The organism is Thioalkalivibrio sp. ALE17, assembly GCF_000425605.1.
Classification (GTDB): Bacteria; Pseudomonadota; Gammaproteobacteria; order Ectothiorhodospirales; family Ectothiorhodospiraceae; genus Thioalkalivibrio.
Genome location: NZ_AUDT01000003.1, coordinates 261,574 through 282,225 on the forward strand (window position 1 = coordinate 261,574; position 20,652 = coordinate 282,225).

At 69.7% G+C, this 20,652-nt stretch carries 15 protein-coding genes and 1 pseudogene; 9 read left to right on the plus strand and 7 right to left on the minus strand.

The window, feature by feature from the left end; all coding sequences use genetic code 11:
* The first annotated feature begins 298 nt into the window (after positions 1-298).
* The 7 genes and pseudogenes from H609_RS14225 (at position 299) to H609_RS0104570 (ending at position 8,541) form a co-directional block, all read left to right on the plus strand.
* Positions 299-457, plus strand: a complete 159-nt coding sequence (locus H609_RS14225; RefSeq protein WP_196800893.1) for a hypothetical protein — start codon at positions 299-301, stop codon at positions 455-457.
* Positions 454-1,188 carry an ABC transporter ATP-binding protein gene (locus H609_RS0104550; RefSeq protein WP_028484399.1) on the plus strand — a complete coding sequence of 245 codons (735 nt, stop codon included), beginning with the start codon at positions 454-456 and terminating at the stop codon, positions 1,186-1,188. Before H609_RS14225 ends, H609_RS0104550 begins: the two co-directional genes overlap by 4 nt.
* A gap of 15 nt (positions 1,189-1,203) precedes the next feature.
* Positions 1,204-3,564 carry an ABC transporter permease gene (locus H609_RS0104555; RefSeq protein ID WP_028484400.1) on the plus strand — a complete coding sequence of 787 codons (2,361 nt, stop codon included), beginning with the start codon at positions 1,204-1,206 and terminating at the stop codon, positions 3,562-3,564.
* Between the two features lie 354 nt (positions 3,565-3,918).
* Positions 3,919-4,124 (plus strand): annotated as a pseudogene (locus H609_RS14370) (hypothetical protein).
* A 316-nt stretch (positions 4,125-4,440) separates the two neighbouring features.
* The gene (locus H609_RS0104560; RefSeq protein ID WP_028484401.1) at positions 4,441-5,634 is read left to right on the plus strand and encodes an efflux RND transporter periplasmic adaptor subunit; all 1,194 of its coding nucleotides are present in this window, start codon (positions 4,441-4,443) and stop codon (positions 5,632-5,634) included.
* A 9-nt stretch (positions 5,635-5,643) separates the two neighbouring features.
* Positions 5,644-8,157, plus strand: coding sequence for an ATP-dependent helicase HrpB (hrpB, locus tag H609_RS0104565; protein WP_028484402.1), 2,514 nt, complete (start codon positions 5,644-5,646; stop codon positions 8,155-8,157).
* Positions 8,158-8,319: 162 nt separating this feature from the next.
* The gene (locus tag H609_RS0104570) at positions 8,320-8,541 is read left to right on the plus strand and encodes a hypothetical protein (RefSeq protein WP_018867901.1); all 222 of its coding nucleotides are present in this window, start codon (positions 8,320-8,322) and stop codon (positions 8,539-8,541) included.
* A 22-nt stretch (positions 8,542-8,563) separates the two neighbouring features.
* Here H609_RS0104570 and H609_RS0104575 read toward each other — a convergent pair whose 3' ends face one another.
* The 5 genes from H609_RS0104575 to glgA all read right to left on the minus strand — a co-directional run bounded on the left by H609_RS0104575 (position 8,564) and on the right by glgA (position 16,409).
* Positions 8,564-9,973, minus strand: coding sequence for a sigma-54 dependent transcriptional regulator (locus H609_RS0104575; protein WP_028484403.1), 1,410 nt, complete (start codon positions 9,971-9,973; stop codon positions 8,564-8,566).
* A complete protein-coding gene (locus H609_RS0104580) occupies positions 9,970-11,607 on the minus strand; it encodes a PAS domain-containing sensor histidine kinase (RefSeq protein ID WP_018882833.1) in 1,638 nt (545 codons plus the stop codon). Before H609_RS0104580 ends, H609_RS0104575 begins: the two co-directional genes overlap by 4 nt.
* Positions 11,608-11,618: 11 nt before the next feature.
* On the minus strand, positions 11,619-11,891 hold the full coding sequence (locus H609_RS0104585) for a PP0621 family protein (protein ID WP_028484404.1): 273 nt from the start codon (positions 11,889-11,891) through the stop codon (positions 11,619-11,621).
* A gap of 108 nt (positions 11,892-11,999) precedes the next feature.
* Positions 12,000-14,840 carry a phosphoenolpyruvate carboxylase gene (gene ppc, locus H609_RS0104590; protein ID WP_028484405.1) on the minus strand — a complete coding sequence of 947 codons (2,841 nt, stop codon included), beginning with the start codon at positions 14,838-14,840 and terminating at the stop codon, positions 12,000-12,002.
* An 81-nt stretch (positions 14,841-14,921) separates the two neighbouring features.
* On the minus strand, positions 14,922-16,409 hold the full coding sequence (gene glgA / locus H609_RS0104595; protein WP_028484406.1) for a glycogen synthase GlgA: 1,488 nt from the start codon (positions 16,407-16,409) through the stop codon (positions 14,922-14,924).
* A 129-nt stretch (positions 16,410-16,538) separates the two neighbouring features.
* Here glgA and pgi point away from each other — a divergent pair, with 129 nt between their 5' ends.
* Positions 16,539-18,182, plus strand: a complete 1,644-nt coding sequence (pgi, locus tag H609_RS0104600) for a glucose-6-phosphate isomerase (RefSeq protein ID WP_028484407.1) — start codon at positions 16,539-16,541, stop codon at positions 18,180-18,182.
* Between the two features lie 22 nt (positions 18,183-18,204).
* Here pgi and H609_RS0104605 read toward each other — a convergent pair whose 3' ends face one another.
* Positions 18,205-19,050: a bifunctional nuclease domain-containing protein gene (locus tag H609_RS0104605; RefSeq protein ID WP_018867894.1), complete on the minus strand. Its 846-nt coding sequence runs from the start codon at positions 19,048-19,050 to the stop codon at positions 18,205-18,207.
* Between the two features lie 96 nt (positions 19,051-19,146).
* Between H609_RS0104605 and H609_RS0104610 the strand changes: the two genes are divergently transcribed.
* Positions 19,147-19,746: a DUF938 domain-containing protein gene (locus H609_RS0104610; RefSeq protein ID WP_028484408.1), complete on the plus strand. Its 600-nt coding sequence runs from the start codon at positions 19,147-19,149 to the stop codon at positions 19,744-19,746.
* Positions 19,747-20,102: 356 nt separating this feature from the next.
* On the opposite strand, the gene H609_RS0104615 is transcribed toward H609_RS0104610, so the two are convergent.
* The gene (locus H609_RS0104615; RefSeq protein WP_018879792.1) at positions 20,103-20,528 is read right to left on the minus strand and encodes a DUF3617 domain-containing protein; all 426 of its coding nucleotides are present in this window, start codon (positions 20,526-20,528) and stop codon (positions 20,103-20,105) included.
* Between the last annotated feature and the right edge of the window lie 124 nt (positions 20,529-20,652).

The following is a 20,652-nucleotide window of genomic DNA, read 5'->3' on the forward strand; positions in this document are numbered from 1 at the left end:
CAACAGGCCGGACGGTGCGCATAGGGTAAATATTTGGGCGCAAAACAACAAATCGGGGGGGATGGAAGCAGGGGTCGCGCTGGCTTTGTGCTCGATTTCAGCGATTGCCACGTTGCCTTCGGCTCCTCGCAATGGCGGGGGCCAAAGCAACGTCATCGCGAGGAGCCGAAGGCGACGTGGCGATCTCCGGACGCAACCCCGACGCTGGTCCGGCCGGGGCGGCGGCGCTGTTTTTCCGACGCCGCGCCGAAGGCTTTGTGGCAGCATGGAACTATTGCCGCGAGCGAGGGCCTGTCCGATGAAACCACGCGTACTGATCCCGATCCTGATCATTCTGCTGTTGCTGCTGAGCCTGTGGTCCATGAGCCTGGACGGCGAGGGCGGCATCCTGCCAAGCGCGCCCGAGCCGGGCGCCTCGGCGCTGCCGACCACGCACGTGGTGGCCGCCCCCGCATGAGCGCGTCCCCGGCCCCCGTGGCCACACGGGAGGTGATCTTCCGTGCGGCGGGGGTGACCAAGGTCTACCGCATGGGCGAGGTGACCATCCACGCCCTGCGCGGGGTGGACCTGGAGCTGTATACCGGCGAGCTGGTGGTGATGCTGGGGGCCTCGGGCTCCGGCAAGTCGACGCTGCTGAACATCATGGGCGGGCTGGATACCGCGACCGAGGGCGAGGTGCGCTACCGCGACCAGGATCTGGCGCAGGCCTCCGAGCGCACGCTGACGGCCTTTCGCCGTGACCATGTCGGCTTCGTGTTCCAGTTCTACAACCTGATCGCCAGCCTGACCGCGCGCGAGAACGTGGCGATCGTCACCGAGATCTCGCGCGACCCCATGCCGCCGGAGGAGGCGTTGGCGCTGGTCGGGCTGGAGGACCGCATGGACCACTTCCCCTCGCAGCTCTCCGGCGGCGAGCAGCAGCGGGTGGCCATTGCCCGCGCGATCGCCAAGCAGCCGGCCGTGCTGCTGTGCGACGAGCCGACCGGTGCGCTGGACTCGAAGACCGGCATCCGCGTGCTGGAGGCCTTGCAGCACATCAACGAGCGCTTGGACACGACGGTGGCGATCATCACCCACAACGCGGTGATCGGCGAGATGGCGGACCGGGTGATCCACCTGAGCGATGGGCGCGTGAGCGAGATCCACGAAAATGCCACGCGCCAGTCCCCGGCCGAGCTCCACTGGTAGCGACCGCGGCCGACCATGCGCGCCCTGAACCGCAAGATCCTGCGTGATCTCGGTCACCTGAAGGGACAGGCGGCGGCGATCGCGCTGGTGATCGCCAGCGGCGTGATGACGCTGGTGATCGCCGTGACCAGCCTCGATGCTCTCACGATCACCAAGGACCGCTTCTACTCGGAATACCAGTTCGCCGACGTGTTCGCGGAGATCAAGCGCGCGCCGGAGAGCGCGGTGGAACGCTTTCGGGATACGCCGGGGATCAACCAGATCGAGACCCGGGTGCGGGCCCCGGTGCGCCTGGAGGTCGCCGATTTTGACGATCCCATCCGGGGCACCGTGCTCTCCATACCCGACGGAGGCGAGCCACTGCTGAACCGGCTCTACCTGCGCGAGGGGCGGCTGCCGGAGGCCGGTCGCGAGCGCGAGGCGGTCGTCAGCGAGGCCTTCGCGGAGGCCCACGAGCTGCGGGCCGGCGACTCCCTGCGCGCGATTATCGACGGGCGCCTGACCGATCTGCAGATCAGCGGCATCGCGCTGTCGCCGGAGTTTGTCTATCAGATCAGCCCCACCGACCTGCTGCCGGACTACGAGCGCTACGGCATCCTGTGGATGAACCGCCGCGCGCTGGCCGCCGCCTACGGGATGGAGGGGGCGTTCAACTCGGTGGCCGTGAGCCTGGAGGCAGGCGCGGATCCGGCCCCCGTGATCGAGGCAATGGACCGGGAACTGGCGCGCTACGGCGGCATGGGGGCCTATGGCCGCGACGACCAGTTCTCGCATCGCTTTCTGTCCGAGGAGCTGACCCAGCTGCGGGCGCAGGCGGCGATCCTGCCGACCATCTTCCTGGCTGTCGCGGCCTTCCTGCTGAATGTTGTCGTCGGCCGCATCATCCGCTCCCAGCGCGAGCCGATCGCCGTGCTCAAGGCCTTCGGCTATGGCAATGGCGTCATCGCCGGGCACTATGCCCTGCTGACCGGCGGCATCGTGCTGGTGGGCTGCGCGCTGGGGCTCGCGTTCGGGGCCTGGGCGGCACAGGGACTGGCCGGCATCTACGCGGAGTACTTCCGCTTCCCGGAGATGAGCTTTCGCCTGCAGGGCTGGGTGATGGTGCTGGCCGTGGGCGTGGCCATGGGCGCGGCCATGCTCGGCACCTTCCGCGCGGTCTGGCAGGCGGTGCGCATGCAACCGGCCGAGGCCATGCGCCCGCCGGCCCCGGAGCGTTTTCACCGCGGCTGGCTGGAGCGCTCGGCGGCCTGGGGCGCGTTCGACCAGCCGACCCGGATCATCCTGCGCAACCTCGCGCGCCACCGGCTCAAGTCCGTGCTGTCGGTGATCGGCATCGGCCTGTCCGGCGGTCTGCTGCTGATGGGCGCCTATCAGCTGAACGCGGTGAGCCAGATGCTGGACACGCAGTACGGGCAGGTCCTGCAGATGGACATCGACCTGCAGTTCACCGATCCCGTGCCGGCGCGCGCGGCCGGCGAGCTGCGCCACGAGCCGGGCGTGCTGGCGGTGGAGACCTTCCGGGCGGTGCCGGTGCGGCTGGTCGGCGTGAACCGCGAGGAGCGCGTGCGCCTGCTGGGGCTGGACGCCGAACCGCGCCTGCGGCAACTGCCGATGGGTGGCGGGCGTGGCCGACTGCCGGAGGAGGGCATCCTGCTGACCGACTACCTGGCCGAACAGCTCGGGCTGCGCGTGGTCGACCCGGTGGAGGTAGAGATCCTGGAAGGCCGTCGCCGCACGGTCACGGTGCCGCTGGCCGGCGTGGTGGAGGAGCCCATCGGTGTCGGCGCCTATATGCACCGCCCGGCGCTGAACCGCCTGATCGGCGAGGGCCCTGCGGTCTCCGGTGCCTGGCTGCTGACCGACCGCGCACAGGAGGAGGCGCTGTTCCGCAGCCTGTCCGACCGCCCCCGGGTCGCCAGTGTCGGCCTGATCGCGGAGGCCGAGCGCAACATCCGCCAATACATCGGCGAGACGATTATCGTGTTCGCAATGGTATTCGTCGCCCTGGCCGTGTCCATCGCCTTTGCCGTGACCTACAACAACGCGCGCATCACCTATGCCGAACGCGCCCGGGATCTGGCCACGCTGGAGGTGCTGGGCTACTCGCGCGGCCAGGTCAGCTGGATCCTGCTCGGCGAGATCGCGGTGCTGACCCTCGCCGCGATCCCGGTCGCCTGGCTGACCGGCACGGGCTTCGCCTGGCTGCTGAACCAGGCGTTTGCGATGGATCTGTTCCGTGTGCCGCTGGTGATCACGCCGCAGGCCTACGGTTTCGCCGCCCTCGGCATCCTGGTCGCGGCCAGTCTGACCGCCTTCCTTGCCTGGCGGCGCCTGCAGCAGCTTGACCGCGTGCAGGCCCTGAAGGCGGCGGAGTAGCGGTCGCTATTGCCCGCCTCTTTGTGGCTGGCCCTGGTTCGGCATCCGGTGTTTACGGTGGTTCCGGTCCGCTGCCTGCCGAGCGCTGACTCGCCAGCGCGCCGCGAGTTACTTCTTTGCTCGTGCAAAGAAGTAACCAAGAAACACGCCCGACTGCCGCGACCCCGGCCCGCTGTGCGGGCCGGGGTTTCCCTCGCTCCGAGGGTTTTCGCGGGCGGCGCTGAACTCGCTACGCCTGCGGCTCCGCTCAGACATCCAGCGCCTCTGATCCCGCGAAAACCCTCTCCACTCGGCGCGACGACAACGGGGGGGTCAAGGTCAAGACAACGGTGGTCCCGACGGTCTTGCCAGTAGGTGAAGGCTGGGTCTTCGGACATCTTGGGCACGCACGGCCTTTGGCCGTTGCGTGCCGCGCCCGCCAGCGGGCGCCGGGGGCTTTCAGGCGGCAATGCATAGGGTCAGACAGGAATGTTGGACTAGCTCCTGTTTTGACCTTCCTCCCCCGTATGGAGCCCCTCGCGGAGGGCGTGATGGGCCGGGAGAAGGCGCTGGATGTCTGAGCGGAGCCGGAGGCGCAGCGAGTTCAGCGCCGCCGGCCCAGCGCGTCCGGAGCGAGGTTCCCGGGCGAAATCCGGGTGCCCTTCTTTGGGTCCTTTCTTGGGCAAGCAAGAAAGGACCTCGGGGCGCGCTGGCGAGTCAGCGCCAGGCAGTATGTGGACCGAAGGCACCGTAAACACCGGAGGACGAACCAGGACCAGCCTCACAACGGTTGAGATGAACGGTAAGTCAGGTGATAACCGATATGCGTCCAGCGCGATCTGCGCCACACGGGGTGATGGGGAAGCGCCGGATGGCGGGATTTGCGAGACTGACGCTATGGCGATGAAAAAGCGAATTACGGTTGGGCTGATCGTGCTGGCGGGGGTGGCCGCGCTGGTCTGGGCGCTGCGCCCGCAGCCGGTACCGGTGTCGCTGACCACGGTCGAGGCCGGCCCGTTCGAAGAGACCGTGCGCGAGGAAGGGCGCACGCGGCTGCGCGACACCTTTACGGTGTCGGCGCCGATCGCCGGCTTCCTGCATCGCGTCGAGCTGGAAGAGGGGGACGCGGTCGAACTCGGCGACACATTGTTCCGCATGGAGCCCCTGCCGACCCCGGCGCTGGATGTGCGCTCGCGCGAGCAGGCGCGCGAGAACCTGGCGGCCGCGCGGTCGCGCCTGCAAAGCGCCGAGGCGAATCTCGAGAACCTGCGGGCCGAGGCGCGCTTCGCCGAATCCGAGTACCGCCGGCACCAGGAGCTGTTCGAGCGCGGGGCCGTTTCGGCCACCGAGGTGGAGCGTATGGAGACCGCACGCGACCGCGCGCGCTCGGCGGTGCGCGCCGGCGAGTCCGCGGTGGAGGTCGCGCGCAGCGAGATCGAGGGTGCCCGGATCGTGCTGGAGATCGCCAGCGGCCAGATGCCGGAATCCGAGGCCGAGACGCTGTCCGTGCGCTCGCCGGCCTCGGGGGTGGTGCTGGAGCGCTATCGCTGCTGCGAGGGCACGATCGGGGCCGGCGAGCCGGTGCTGGTCGTGGGCGATCTCGACGACCTCGAGGTGCAGGTGGATCTGCTGTCCATGGACGCGGTGCGCGTGGTGCCGGGCATGCGCGTGCGCCTGACCGACTGGGGCCGCGATGCCGAACTGGAGGGCACCGTACGCCGGGTGCAGCCGTTCGGCTTTACCAGGATCTCCGCGCTGGGCGTGGATGAGCAGCGCGTGCCGGTGATCCTCGACCTCGACGCGGTGGAGGCACGCATGGCCGGGCTGGCAGTGGGCTACCGCGTGGAGGCCGAGTTCCTGCTGTGGGAAGGGGATGACGTGCTGCAGGTTCCGACCAGCGCGCTGTTCCGCGACCGCGGCGAGTGGTCGGTGTTCGTGGTCGAGGACGGTCGTGCCGAGCCGCGCCGGGTCGAGGTGGGGCGTCGCTCGGGTTTCGCCACACAGATCCTCGAGGGCCTGGAGGCGGGCGAGCGTGTCGTCACCCGCCCGGGGGACCGGGTGCGGGCCGGCACGCGGGTTACCGAGAACTGACCGCTGTAGATGGCCACAGAGTTGAATGAGGCGCCGCAGGCCCGGGCGCTGGAAGATCTGCTAACCCCCCTGGATGCCGCGCTGCAGACGCGCGGTGCCGCCGTGCTGGTGGCCGAACCCGGTGCCGGCAAGACCACCCGCGTCCCGCTGCATCTGGCCGCCGCCAGCCCCGAGGATCGCGTGATCGTGCTGCAGCCGCGCCGGCTGGCCGCCCGCATGGCGGCGACCTACATGGCCGGGCAGCTCGGTGAAGCGGCCGGGCAGACGGTCGGCTACCGCGTGCGCGACGAGCAGAAGGTCTCGGATCGCACCCGGGTGGAGCTGGTCACCGATGGCCTGTTCCTGCGGCGCATCCAGGGCGACCCGCTGCTGGAAGGGGTTGGCACCGTGGTCTTCGACGAATTCCACCTGCGCCGGCCTGAGGCCGAGCTGGCGCTGGCCTTTGCGCTGCAGGTGCGTCGGCTGCTGCGCCCGGAGCTGCGCATCGTGGTGATGTCGGCGACCCTCGACGACGAGGCCGTGGCGCGGCTGCTGGCCGGCCCGGAGGCGGATGCCGTGCCGGTGCTGCGGGCGCGCGGGCGGCAGTTTCCGGTCGAGGTCCGTTATGTCCCGACGGCGAAGGATGCGCCGCTGGCCGACGGCGTGGCGCAGGCGGTGCGGGACGCGCTGGCGGCGGAGACGGGCTCGATCCTGGTCTTCCTGCCCGGCGAGCGCGAGATCCGCGAGGTGGCCACGCGGCTGGGCGAGGAGATGGATACCCCTGCCGGCCCGGCGCAGATCGCGCCGCTGTTCGGCCGGCTGCCGGCGCAGGAGCAGGCCCGGACCGTGCGCCCGGCGCCCGCGGGCGAGCGCAAGGTGGTGCTGGCGACCGACATCGCCGAGACCAGCCTGACCATCGAGGGCGTGCGCGTGGTGATCGACGCGGGGCTCTCCCGCGAGCCGCGCTTCGATGCGGCGACCGGGCTCTCGCGGCTGGTGACGCTCCCGGCCTCGAAGGCCGCCGCAGAACAGCGGGCCGGGCGTGCCGGTCGCACCGAGCCCGGCGTAGCGATCCGCCTGTGGTCGCGGGCCGACGAGGTCGCGCGCCCGGACTACGCGACCCCGGGGATGCAGCAGGTGGATCTGCTGCCGCTGGCCCTGGAACTGGCCGGCTGGGGCGAGGCGGTGGCCGAGCTCGACTGGCTGGAGCCGCCGCCCGCGCAGGGCTTGGCCTCCGCGCAGGCCGTACTCGCGGAACTGGGTGCGGTGGATGCCGACGGGCGGATGACCGGGCACGGCCGTGCCCTGCTGCGCCTGCCGACGCACCCGCGCCTGGCCCACATGCTGTTGCGGGGCCGGGAGCGGGGGCTTGCGCGCCTGGCCTGCGAACTGGCGGTGGCCGTGGAAGAACCGGGTGTGGCCGGGCCGGAGGCGCCGCTGGAGCTGGGTGCGCGCCTGGAGCACGCGCGGCGCTCGGGTAGCCGGGTCTGGCAATCCGGCCTGCGGCGTCTGGAACAGGCGCTGGCACGAGTCGGGGAGCGCCCCGCGGGTACGGAGGCGGCACTGGACGAAAGCACGGCGCTGGGCGTGCTGGCGGCGCTGGCCTGGCCGGAGCGTATCGCGCGTCGCCGCGGCGAGGTGGCCGGGCGCTTCGTGATGGGGAACGGCCGCGGCGCGTGGCTGCCGGAGCGTGAGCGTCTGGCGCATGCCGACTACCTGGTCGCGGTGGATTGCACGGATGCCGACCGCGAGGCCCGCATCCGCTGTGCGGTGATGCTGGACCTGGCGGCACTGGAGCAGGAGGCCCCGGAGCTCTTCCACCGCGAGATGCGCTGCGACTGGGTGGAGGATGGCTCGCGGCTGGAAAACGCGCGGGTTCGGCGGATCGGCACGCTGGTGGTGGAGCGGCAGATGGTCGTGCTGGACGATCCCGCCGCCACCATCCCGCGCTGGTGCGAACGGCTGCGCCGCGAGGGCCTTGCGCTGCTGCCCCGGGATGACGCGGCGACCCAGCTGCGTGCGCGCATCCAGCTGCTGCACGAGACCCTGCCCGCGGCCGGTTTTCCGGATCTGCGCGACGACGCGCTGCTGATGACCCTCGAGGACTGGCTGGGGCCGTATCTGGCCGGGATCACGCGGCGTCGGGACCTGGAGCGGCTGGATCTGGCGGCGATCCTGCGCGCGCGACTGGACTGGGACCACCAGCAGCAACTGGAGCGGGAGGCACCGGCGCGGATCGAGGTCCCCTCCGGCTCCGCCCACCGGATTGATTACACGCAGGACCCGCCGGTGCTGGCGGTCAAGCTGCAGGAGCTGTTCGGCCTGGACGAGACACCCCGGGTGGCGGGCGGCCGCGTGGCGCTGGTGCTGCACCTGCTGTCGCCGGCGCGGCGTCCGGTGCAGGTCACCCAGGATCTCGCCAGCTTCTGGGAGAACGGCTATCCGGAGGTGCGCCGCGAGCTGAAGGGGCGCTATCCGAAGCACCCCTGGCCGGAGGATCCGTGGAATGCGCCGGCCACGCGGCATACGAAGCGGCGTGGGTAGCAGGCCCGGGTTTGGCGGGGGCTTCGCCTGCAAGCAGGCTCCCACAAGCGTTCTGCCCGCCAGGGTTGCGGGGCAAAGGCGCGGCCGTCATCAGAGAATGCGGAGGGTGGCGTTCTCGGGTAGTGTCGCGTTCAGTGCTGTCCGACGAGGAAGCGAACCGCGATGCTGAAGTTCCTGACCGTGATCCTGATCCTGCTGTTTGTCTGGTGGCGGGTGTCGCGCTGGATGGATGTGCGCCGCCGCCGCGCGCAGGGGGAGGATGTGTCCTACCAGGTGGACGTGAAGGGGTTTCGGCCGATCACGGTGCTCAGCATCATCTTTCTGATCCTCTACGGCGGCTACGTGATCTGGTTTGCCCTGACCGAGTGGGCGGATCTGCTGTAGCGGCGGACTGGTCGAGGGACCGTTACTCGATACCGAGTTTCTTCAGGCGGTAGCGCAGCTGGCGGAAGCTGAGGCCGAGCAGGCGCGCGGCGGCTGTACGGTTGCCGCCGGTCTGTTGCAGTGCGGTGGCGATGGCCTGGCGCTCCTGCGCGGCGAGCTGGTCGTCCAGTGCGCGGTCGGCCTCGTTGCGGGCGCTGTGGTCGGGGTCAGGCGGGCTGTCCGGGGCGCGGTCCATGACGGGTTCGGTGCCCAGGCCAGTGGCGGGAAGGTCGATGTTGTCGGCGTGGATCAGCCGACCCTCGCACAGGGTGGCGGCGCGCTCCAGGATGTTCTCCAGTTCGCGGACGTTGCCCGGGAAGCCGTGCCCCTGCAGGGCCGCTAGGGCATCGGGGGCCAGTTCCATATCGCCGGTCTCCCACTGCTCGCTGATGCGCCGCAGGATACGCGCGGCCAGGCGCTCGATGTCCCCGCGGCGGTTGCGCAGTGGGGGGACCTTCAGCTCGATCACGTTCAGTCGGTAGTAGAGGTCCTGGCGAAAGCGCCCTTCGCGTACGGCCTTCTCGAGGTCGTGATGGGTGGCGCTGAGGATGCGCACGTCCACCGGGATCTCGCGGGTGCCGCCGACCGGCTTGATCGCTCGCTCCTGGATGGCGCGCAGCAGCTTGACCTGCATCGGCAGTGGCAGGTCGGCAACCTCGTCGAGGAACAGCGTGCCGCCGTCGGCGGACTGGAACAGGCCGGTGTGGTCCTGGGTTGCCCCGGTAAAGGCGCCCTTGCGGTGGCCGAAGAACTCGCTCTCCATCAGCTCGCCGGGGATGGCGCCGCAGTTGACCGGGACGAACGGCCGCTCGGCGCGCGGCCCGAGGCGATGGATCTCGCGCGCGACCAGTTCCTTGCCGGAGCCGGATTCGCCGGAGATGAACACCGGCGCCTGGCTGCGGGCCAGCTTGTGGATGGTGGCTCGCAGGCGCTGCATGGGTTCGGAATGGCCCAGCAGGGGACTGTCGTCGGGGCGGGCCGGCGTGGTCGCGTCATCGGGCCCTTCTTCCGGCCCGGGGCCACGGGTCTCCAGGCGCAGCGCGGCATCGATCAGTTCGCGTAGCTGTTTCAGGTCCACCGGCTTGCTGACGAAGTCGAAGGCCCCCAGTTTCAGTGCCTGCACCGCCGTGTCCACGCTGCCGTGGGCGGTGATCACGGCCACCGGCAATTGCGGGCGTTCGCACTGGATGTGGCGGACCAGCTCGAGGCCGTCGCCATCGGGCAGGCGCATGTCGGTCAGGCAGAGGTCGAAGTCGCGTTCGGCGAGCAGGGCGCGGGCGGGTTCCAGGCGGGTGGCCGTGGTCGCTTCCAGGCCCATGCGTGCCAGGGTGATCTCGAGCAGTTCGCAGATGTCGGGCTCGTCGTCCACGACCAGCACGTGACGGATACTCATGCGCCTTGTTCCTTTGGCGATTCGTCTTCCAGGGGAGCGAACAGGATCCGGAAGCAGCCGCCGGTGGGCGTCCGGATGTACTCCAGCGAGGCCCCGTTGTTTTCGCACAGCATGCGCGAGATGTACAGGCCGAGCCCGGTTCCGCCGCTGCGACCGGAGACGAACGGTTCGAACAGGTCCTTTTCCTGTTCCGTGGAGATCCCGGGGCCGGCATCGATGACATCCAGGCTGACCACGCGGGCGACCTGGCCGGCGCCCCCGCGCAACACGATGGGCGGACTGTCGGGTTCGTCGTGACCGCCGTGGATGCGTGCGTTGGTGCACAGGTTCCACAGGATCTGGTTGAGCTGCGAGCGATCGAACTGGATTTCGGAGTCGCCCGGTTCCACCCGGGCATGCAGGGTGGAGCGGGGCAGTTGCAGGGCCCCGCAGAACTCCTCGGCAAAGCGGTCCAGGGTCTCCTGCAGGTTCAGGCGTTCGCGCTCGCCGGTGTCCCGGCGTGACAGGCTGAGGACATTGGAGATCAGTTCGTTCACGCGCTTGCTCTGGTTGTTGATGATGTCGAGCAGGCGCTGGTCGTGAGGCGCGAGGTCCGGTGACTCGCCAAGCAGCTGAGCGCTGTGGCTGATCGCACCGAGCGGGTTGCGGATCTCGTGGGCGATGCTGGCGGTCAGCCGGCCCAGGGCCTGAAGCTTGCTGGCCTGGGCCTGGCGCTGGAGCTCGGCGGCATCCTCCAGGATCAGTAGCGTGCCCTGGTCGCCCCGGTCGCCCAGCGGGGCCAGGCGGATGCGCAGGGCCGGCTGATCGCGATCGCCCGGCAACTGCTGGCTGGTGTTGGGCCTGCCGCTGCGCTGCCACTCGCGGATGACGCGGGCCACCGAGGGCGACAGCGACGACAGGTGGCGCCCCGGCCGTGGCGGCAGCAGGCGGCGGGCGGCCTCGTTGATGGAGCGGATGTAGCCCTCCGGGTCCACCGCGATGACCCCGGCGCTCATGCGCGCGATGATCTGGGCATTCAGCTCGGCCAGATTCGCCAGGTCGGCCTCCTGGCGTTCCACCTGGGCGCGCGTCTCGCCGGCCCGGCGGGCGAAGTGGCGCGCCAGCAGGCCGGCCGCGAACAGGGTGGCGCCCAGCAGCCCGGCCTGGGTGATGGCGCTCTCGCCAGGATGGAGGAGCAGGGCGCTGACCGTCTCGGCCAGCAGCAGCGCCAGGGTGGCGATGGCCGCCAGACTCAGCGCGAAGCGCGCGCTGGATAGTAGTACCGTGGCGACCAGGGCGGGGACCAGCAGGAGGCCGATCCCGGTGCCGACCCCACCGGAGACGAGCAGCAGCCCGATCAGGCCGATGCCGTCCCCGGCGCCCCCGATCAGGGCGATGCGGCTGAGGCTGGTGGTGTTCGGGTTGTGGGTGCAACGCCAGGCGAAGCCGGCCGCGGCCAGCGCGAAGGCGAGGTAGGCCGTGGCGATCACCGCGTAGAACTGGGGGGCGACCGCATGCAGTCCCAGCGGGGTATCCGGGAACAGTCCCAGCAGCAGCAGAACCGCTGCGACAAAGACCCGGTAGAGCGCGAACAGCCAGGCGGAGCGTCGGGTGTCGGCGTCGATCGGCGTGTGCGCCCCGTTCTGGCCGTCCATGCGCGCGGGGATCAGTCGTCTTCGCTGTGGGTGCCGGCGTCCGAGCGGCTGCGGTCGACCTCGGCGTGCTGGCGCGAGCAGTACAGGCGGTCCCCGTCGCGGTAGGCCTCGGCCTCCGGAACGTGCACGCCGCAGAAGGCGCAGCGGATCACCGCGCCACCTTCCTTGAGGCGTTCGGGGCGTTCCCCGCGGGAGACCTGCTTGCGGTTGCTGCTGGAGCGCACCAGGGTGCGCACCGCGAGGAACACGGCGACGATGGCAACGATCAGGAGCAGCAGGCGCATGACCGGATTCTAGGGGAAACGCTGGTCAATGTGCACATTGATCAGCGTTTCCCTGACGCGATGATGGTCGCGGACCATCGGACCGGCCAGCTCGCGCTCCCGTAAGGGTCAGCCGGTGTTGCGCATGCCGGCGGCGATGGCGTTGATCGAGCGCAGCAGGGGCGAGAGCCACGGGTTGTCGGCGTCGTCGTCGGCCTCGGCGTCGAACTGGCGGGATTCGCGCAGCAGGTGGATCTGGATGCTGTTGAGCGGGTCCAGGTACGGATTGCGCCGCTGCAGGGAGCGCGCCAGCAGCGGGGTCTCGTCCATCAGGGCGTCCAGCTGCGCGACCCGCAGCACCTCGGTCACGGTGCGGCTGTGTTCATCGCGCACGCGGGCGTAGATGCGCTCGGCCAGTTCCGGATCGCTGCACAGGCGGGCGTATTCCGCCGCGGTGCGCATGTCGGCCTTGGTCAGCGCCATCTGGCAGTTGGACAGCAGCGAGCGGAAGAACGGCCACTCCTGGTACATGCGCTGGAGCTGGGCCAGGCGCTCGGGATCGTCGCCACGCCAGCGCTCCAGCGCGGTGCCGATGCCGTACCAGGCGGGCAGGGTGTGGCGCGCCTGGGCCCAGCCGAAGACCCAGGGGATCGCCCGGATCGAGCTCTTGGAGCGATCGGTCTTGCGCCGGTGCGAGGGGCGCGAGCCGATGTTCAGGAAGCCGATCTCCTGCACCGGGGTGATCTCGTAGAAGTAGTCGAGCACGCCGTCGGTGCGGTCGATCAGCTCGCGATAGGCATCCTCGCCGCATTGCGCGAGATCCTGCATGGTGGCGCGGTAGTCGTCGCGGTCCTGGCGCGGTGGCCGGATCAGGCTGCGCGAGGCGAGCATGACACCGGTGGCGCCCATGCCCAGCTCATAGACCGCGGTCTCCACGTTGGAGTACTTGTACGACAGTACCTCGCCCTGTTCGGTGAACTTGATGCGCCCCTGCACGGTGGCCGGGGGCTGGGCGAGGATGGACTCATGGGTCGGGCCGCCGCCGCGGCCGACGGTGCCGCCGCGGCCATGGAACAGCTGGCAGCGCACGCCAAAGCGGTCGGTGATGCCGACGATCTTCTTCTGCGCCTCGTAGAGGTTCCAGCTGGAGGCGAGGATGCCGCCGTCCTTGCAGGAATCCGAATAGCCGAGCATCACGTCCTGGATGTTGCCGGAGGCGGCCAGCAGGCGGGCGTAGACCGGGTTGGACAGCAGGCCCTCGAGGACGTCCTCGACATGCAGGAGGTCCTCGATGGTCTCGAACAGCGGCGAGATGCGCAGGTGGCAGAAGGGGTTGCCGTCTTCGTCGTCTCCGGCCAGGCCGGCCAGGCGCCCCAGCAGAAGGACCTCCAGCACATGCGAGGCCGCGTGGGTCATGGAGATCACGTAGGTCCCGATGCCATCCGGGCCGACCTCGCGGCGCATGCCCTGGATGACCTCGAACACGCGCAGGGTTTCGCGGGTGCCTTCGCCCAGGGCGTCGCGGTCCAGTTCCGGCAGCTGTTCGGCGGCGATCAGGTCGCTCAGGGCCTGCTGGCGGCCGGTCTCGTCCAGGGCGGCGTAATCGGTGTCCGGGGCCAGCTGGCCGAGGATCTCGGCGATCGCGTCGGTATGCACGGTGGATTCCTGGCGCACGTCCAGGTGGTGCAGGTGGAAGCCGAAGGTCTCGACCAGGCGGATCAGATCGGTCAGCGCGCCGCTGGCGATATTGCGGTCGCCGTGGCTGATCAGCGAGTCGCGGATCAGCTTCAGGTCGCTCAGGAAGGCCTGGGCGTCGGCATAGGCGCTGTTGGTCGGCAGCACCGCGGCCTCGCCGTGTACCCGCCGGACCACGGTGTCCAGGGTTTCGCGCAGGCGATACCGCATGATGTAGAGCTTGCGCCGGTAGGGCTCGCTCTCGAAGCGGTCGGAGGCCCCCTGGAACACCGCGTTCGCGATGTTGGCGTCGGAGTCCAGGCTGTCGAGGAAGGCCTGCGACGGCTGGCACATGAACGACGAGTGGGTCAGCACGTTGCGCAGGTGGTTGACCCGCTTGATGTATTCGCGCAGGACCTGCTCCATCGCCAGGCGACAGGACAGTTCGGTGACCTCGGGGGTCACGTTCGGGTTGCCGTCGCGGTCCCCGCCGATCCAGGAACCGAAGTGCAGGAAGGCCGGGATCCGCACCGGCAGGCTGCCGTCCGGGTGGACGCCGTAGATGCGGCGGATGGCCTTTTCCAGGAAGCGGTAGGACTGCGGGATGGCCTCGAACAGGCTCTCCTCGAAGTAGAACAGACCGTACTTGATCTCGTCCTGGACCTGCGGCTTCTTCACCCGCACCTCGTTGGTGCGCCAGAGGATCTGGATCTGGGTTTCCAGTTCCTCGGTGATCAGGCGGCGTTCCTCCTCGCCCAGACCGGGCTGGTTCAGCCGGTCGGCGGTCTCGAACACGCGGCGCTGGTTCTCCATCGTGGTCCGGCGACGGGCCTCGGTGGGGTGGGCGGTGAAGACCGGCTGGTAGTGCAGTTCGCTGAGCAGCCGTTCCAGCTCCTCGGCGGTGACCCCCTCGTCATGCAGCTGGCGCAGGGTCTGGTCGAAGGAGCCGGTCCACAGCGGTTCGCCGCTGGAGACCTGGGCCCGGCGCCAGCGGTAGAACAGGTCTTCCTCGGCAATGTTGACCAGGCTGAAGTAGATGCTGAAGGCGCGGATCACGCGCTCGGTGAGCGCGGCGTCGAAGTGGGTGATGTCCGCCATCAGCTGGCGGCGCAGGTCCGGGTCCTCGTTCTTGCGCAGGCTGACAAAGCCGCGGCGCAGCTTTTCGACCGCGTCGAATACCGCCTGGCCTTCCAGCTTGTGGATCACGTTGCCCAGGAGTTCCCCGAACAGCCGCACGCGGGCGCGCAGTTCCTTGTCCTTGGGCAGGAATCGGTCGTGTTGATCGCTTCGAGTCATATCGGGCCTGTGCGCGCAGGACGACGATCGCCGCTGCCTGGGCTTGCCGGTTGGGGTCGGGAGGTCGCGAAAAGGACGCGATTATAGCGCAGATGCGGCCTTCGCACGCCGGCTGCGGCGCGGGAGCTGTTCGCGGTACAGGGCGAGATAGGCGTCGGCGCTCGCGTTCCAGCCGAAGTCGCGGGCCATGCCGGTGCGCATCAGTTGTTCCCAGCGGCCGTCGCCGCGGGCGGCGTACAGCCCCAGGGCGCGCTCCAGCGCGCCGCCGAGGGCGGCCACGCTGTCCGGCGAGAAGCTGAATCCCGTGGCCGTGCCGGCGTCCAGATGATCGGGTGTGGCGTCGACCACGGTGTCCGCCAGGCCCCCGGTGGCGTGGACCACCGGCGGGGTGCCGTAGCGCAGGCTGTAGAGCTGGTTGAGACCGCAGGGTTCGAAGCGCGAGGGCATCAGGAACAGGTCGGCGCCGGCCTCGATCTGGTGGGCCAGGGGCTCGTCATAGCCGATGTGCACCCCGACCCGGCCGGGATAGGCGCGCGCCAGGGCGCCGGTGGCGTGTTCCAGGTCCTTCTGGCCGGAGCCGACCAGGGCCAGCTGGATGCGCCCGGCCTCCAGCAGCGGGGTGCAGGCGGCATGCAGCAGGTCCACGCCCTTCTGCTCGACCATGCGGCCCACGTGGCCCAGCAGCGGGATGTCCGGGTCCGGTTCCAGGCCCAGGCGGGTCTGTAGCGCGGCCTTGTTGGCGGCCTTGCCGGCGAGGTCGTCGGCGCTGTAGCGCGCGGCGATATGGCGGTCGCGCGCCGGGTCCCAGTCGCGGTAGTCGACCCCGTTGAGGATGCCGTGCAGGTCCGCGGCGCGGGCGCGCAGCACGCCGTCCAGGCCCATGCCGGAGGCTGGCTCCTGGATCTCGCGGGCATAGGTCGGCGAGACCGTGGTGATGGCGTCGGCAAAGACCAGGGCAGCCTTCATGAACGACAGCTGGTCGTGAAACTCCAGCGCCTCCGGGTGCCACAGGTCCGCGGGCAGGTTCAGCTCCTGCAGGGTGCTGGCCGGGAATAGGCCCTGGTAGGCCAGGTTGTGAATGGTGAATACGGTCCGCGGGCGCTCGATGCCGGTGCGCTCCGGGTCCAGCAGCAGCGGTACGAGGCCGGTCTGCCAGTCGTTCAGGTGGATGAGCTCCGGGGTCCAGTCCAGCCCGGCCTCGTCGCGCGCGAGGGCGACGATGGCGCGGGCGAAACCGGCGAAGCGCTGGGCGTTGTCCGGCCAGTCCATGCCGTTGCTGGCACTGTACGGATTGCCGGCGCGCTGGAAGTACTCCGGCCAGTCGATCAGGTAGACCGGCACGCGAGTGCCGGGCAGGCGGCCCTCGAGGATCTGCCACGGGGCGTTGTCCGGACCCGGGCGCGGGGTGGCATCCACCAGGTTGCGGCAGGCCTCGGGATAACCGGGCAGGACCAGGCGCACATCCTGGCGTCGGCGGCGCAGGGCGGCGGGCAGGCTGGCACTGACATCGGCGAGCCCGCCGGTCTTGACCAGGCTGTAGGCCTCGCTGCTGGCGAACAGGATGCGCATGAAGAGTTCCCCGGGAACGGAACCGGCGGCGCCGGATGGTTTCTATGGATTGTAACGCAGGGGACCGGGCGGCACTCTGGGGAACAGGACAAGCGGGGGCATGGAATGACGACAGGACGGGATACGGGGATGGAGAGTGCCCTGCGGGTCGAGGCCCGCCGGCTGGAGGGCGAGACCTTGCGCGATCTGTTCGCGCGCGATCCCGACCGGGTGCAGCGGGATGTGCAGGAAATCGTCGGCATGCGCCTGGACTGGACGCGTCAGCGCCTGGACGCCCCGGCCTGGGATGCGCTCTTCGAGCGGGCCGCGGCCTGCGAGGTGCCGGAGGCGCTGCGCGCGCTGTTCGCCGGCGAACGGGTCAACACCACCGAGGGCAGGGCGGCGCTGCACACCGCCCTGCGTCTGCCGCGCGAGGCGCGCTGCGAGGTGGATGGCCACGATGTCGTGCCCCAGGTGCATGCCCAGCTGGACCGGGTCGAGGCCTTCGTGCAACAGGTCCACGACGGTACCCACCGGGGCTACAGTGGACGTCCGATCCAGCGGGTGGTGAACATTGGCATCGGCGGTTCCGACCTCGGGCCGCGCATGGTCTGCCGGGCGCTGGCGCCGCACGCGCGGGCGACGTCCGAAGGCGCGCCGCTGGCGGTCCAGTTCGTCTCCAACGTGGACGGCGCGGCCCTCTCCGCCGTGCTGCGCGAGGCCGATCCGGAGACCACGCTGTTCATCGTCGCCTCCAAGACCTTCGGCACCCAGGAGACCCTGACCAACGCCCGCGCGGCCCGCGCCTGGCTGCTGCGCCATGCACCGGACGACTCGGCCGTGGCGCGCCACTTCGTGGCGGTGTCCACCGCGCGCGAGCGGGTGACCGAATTCGGCATCGACCCGGACAACATGTTCGGTTTCTGGGACTGGGTCGGCGGGCGCTACTCCGTGTGGTCCACCATCGGGCTGCCGGTGGCACTGCTGCTGGGCATGGACGGCTTTCGTGCCTTCCTCGGCGGCGCGCACGCCGTGGACGAGCACGTCCGGCGCGCGCCGATCGCGCAGAACGCCGCGGTACGCATGGCGCTGGTGGATCTGTGGAACCAGAATCTGCTGGGCGCGCAGTCGCGCGCAGTGCTGCCCTACGACGAACGCCTGTCGCTGCTGCCCCCGTACCTGCAGCAGGCGGAGATGGAGAGCCTGGGCAAGCGCGTGGGGCTGGACGGCCAGGTGGTGATGGACGATACCGGTGCGGTGGTCTGGGGCGCGGTGGGGACCGACGGCCAGCATGCCTTCTTCCAGCTGCTGCATCAGGGCACGCGCTTCATCCCGGCCGAGTTCATTGGCGTGGCGCGCCCCGAGCACGACCTGCCGGCGCAGCATCCGTTGCTGATGGCCAACCTGGTCGCGCAGGCGGAGGCGCTGGCGACGGGCAAGGACGAGGGCGCGGTGCGCGCGGAGATGGCGGCGGCGGGACAGTCGCCGGAGGCGATCGACGCCCTGGCGCCGCACCGGAGCTTCCCCGGCAACCGGCCGAGCACGCTGATCCTGCTGGAACGCCTGGACCCGGCCACGCTGGGCGCGCTGATCGCGCTGTTCGAGCACAAGATCTACGTGCTGGCCACGCTGTGGGGTATCAACGCCTTCGACCAGTGGGGGGTGGAGCTGGGCAAGCAGTTGGCCGGCCAGATCCTCGCGGATCTGGAGCCGGGGGCGACGCCCGCCGCACACGATCCGGCGACCACCGCCACGCTCGACTGGTTGCGCCCGCGGTTACCGCAGGGGGACTGACCCACGTCCGTTCCGGCTTGGCTCAGACGGTCAGGGCGTCGTCGGACTCCTCGATAGCGGGGACGTCCGTGGGCAGGGTGATCGTCCGGGTGTCGCCGTCCAGCCAGAAGCGGATCTCGGCCTCCGCGCCATCGGCGGTAGCCGAGACCGCCTCGAGGAAGTCCATCGGGGTGGCGGGCACGCGGCCGTTCACCTCCAGGATCAGGGCCCCGTGGCTCAGTCCCGCGGTGGCGGCCCGCCCGGTCGCGCGGCTGACCAGAACGCCGGGTTCGTCGGGCAGTTGCAGGGCCTCGCGCAGGTCGTCGCGGGCCTCGACTACGGTGATGCCCAGGGCGGTGACGACCTCGTCCTCGCCCGGCGGCGTGTAGTCGAAGGGCACCTCCGCCTCGAGGATCTCCGGGGCGACGTGGATCGCCGCCCCGCTGCGAACGGCCAGGGCGAGCGCGTCGCTGGGACGGGTGTCGATCATCCGCGGCTCGTCGTCGCCGGCCACACGCACCTCCAGCCAGCCGAGATAGGTGCCGTTTTCCAGGCCGTCCACGATCACCCGCTCCAGGCGGGCGTTCAGTTGCTCCAGCAGGTCGATCATCAGATCGTGGGTCTGCGGGCGCGACAGCGGGACCTCGTGCATCGCGAGCAGGATCGCGCGGGCCTGATCGGTGCCGATCACGATGGGCACCACCTCGCCGGAGGCCGGGTGGCGCAGCAACGCGATGGGGGCGCCGGAGTTGGCGTCCACCCCGACGGTGGCCAGCTCGACCGGCAGCAGGCGATCCGGATCAGTGGCCATCTCTCGCGCCAGGGCATCGCTGGCCAGAACCAGCAGCAGGACGAGTACGAGGGGCAGGGATAACCGGGAGCGGGGCATCGGCAGGGTGCCTGGGAAAAGGTGTCTCCCGATCATGGCAGTGCGCTCGCGAGGCGTCCAGAATACCCGGCCTGCTTTTCCGGATGGATGGATACGATGGCCAGTGACAAGCCCTATGCCCCGGCGGCGGAACAGAACCGCGCGCCGATCCTGGAGGTGCTGCGCGAGCGCTTTCTTGCCCACGGTCGGGTGCTGGAGATCGGCGCCGGAACGGGGCAGCACGCGGTGCACTTCGCCGCGGCGCTTCCCCACCTGGACTGGCATCCCAGTGATGTGGCCGAGAATCTGCCCGGTGTAGAGGCCTGGCGGCGCGATGCCGCCGTGCCCAACCTGCGGCCGGCACGGCCACTGGACGTGCTGCGGGACCCCTGGCCGGAGAGGCCGTTCGAATACGTCTACAGCGCCAACACCGTGCACATCATGCACTGGCCGGCGGTCGCGGCGCTGTTCGCCGGCGTGGCTCGGGTGCTGGCGCCGGACGGGCTGTTCGCCCTGTATGGCCCGTTCGCCCACGACGGGGCCCACACCGCCGAATCCAACGCGCGCTTCGACCAGATGCTGCGGGCGCAGGACCCGGGCATGGGCGTGCGCGACCGCGCCGACCTGGACGCGCTCGCCACCGCCGCCGGACTCGCACCCGAGGCGGTCATTGACCTCCCCGCCAACAACCAGATCCTCCTCTGGCGCAGGACGTAGCTCTTTCAGGGCGTGGCTACCACGAAGCACACGAAGGCACGAAGAAATTCAAAGTCGGATTGACCACGGAGTGCGCAGAGACCGCGGAGAAATCCGAAAGGCTTCAAGGGGAGGGGCGATGGAATGATCCGTTGAGATCAGATCGGGACCAGGAACTGCTTCCCGCTTGCTCCGGAACAGCCTGCCATCCCGTTGCGCTGAAATAGGGCGAGCGGCGATCAGGGTCAGCCGCCCGCCCTATATGTCCCCTTTATCTCTCTGTGTCCTCCGTGACCTCTGTGACCTCTGTAGTAGACAGGCTCTTGACCTGGCCCTTCTTCGTGTCTTCGTGTGCTTCGTGGTGAATACAGGGGGAATCAGCAGTCGCCGATGCGTTGGCCGCGCATTTCCATGCGCACGTTCATCGGGCCCATCGGGGTGTCCATCTCGCTGGTCATTTCGCCCTCGGCGCGATCGCCCATGAAGCGCATGCTGCCCTCCATCTGCATCTGGCCGCCCTGCGGGTCGGTGCAGCTCATGGTGTAGTCCATGCGGTCGGCGGTCATGTCCATCTGATCCAGGGTGCAGCCCTCCGGCGCCTCGATAATGCTTTCGCCGCGATCGATGTCTTCCTGGGTGACGCACTCGGTCGTGGTCTCGGTCTGGTCCGGCATGTTGCCCATGCCTTCCATGATCATGGTGTTCTGGTTTTCCCACAGGCCCGGCTGGATGTTCGGGGTGTCGGCCTGGGCGGCCAGCGGCAGGGCCACGAGGGGCAGGGCGGCGAAAAGGATGCGCAGCATGACAGTCTCCTGAAACGGGGTAAGGCGATCGTTCAATGGTGCCTGCCCCGCCATGACGGGGCAAACGCTGGTCTCCGCGACCGCGCACTGGCACCTTAAGGAAACATTGATCAGTGGTTCTACA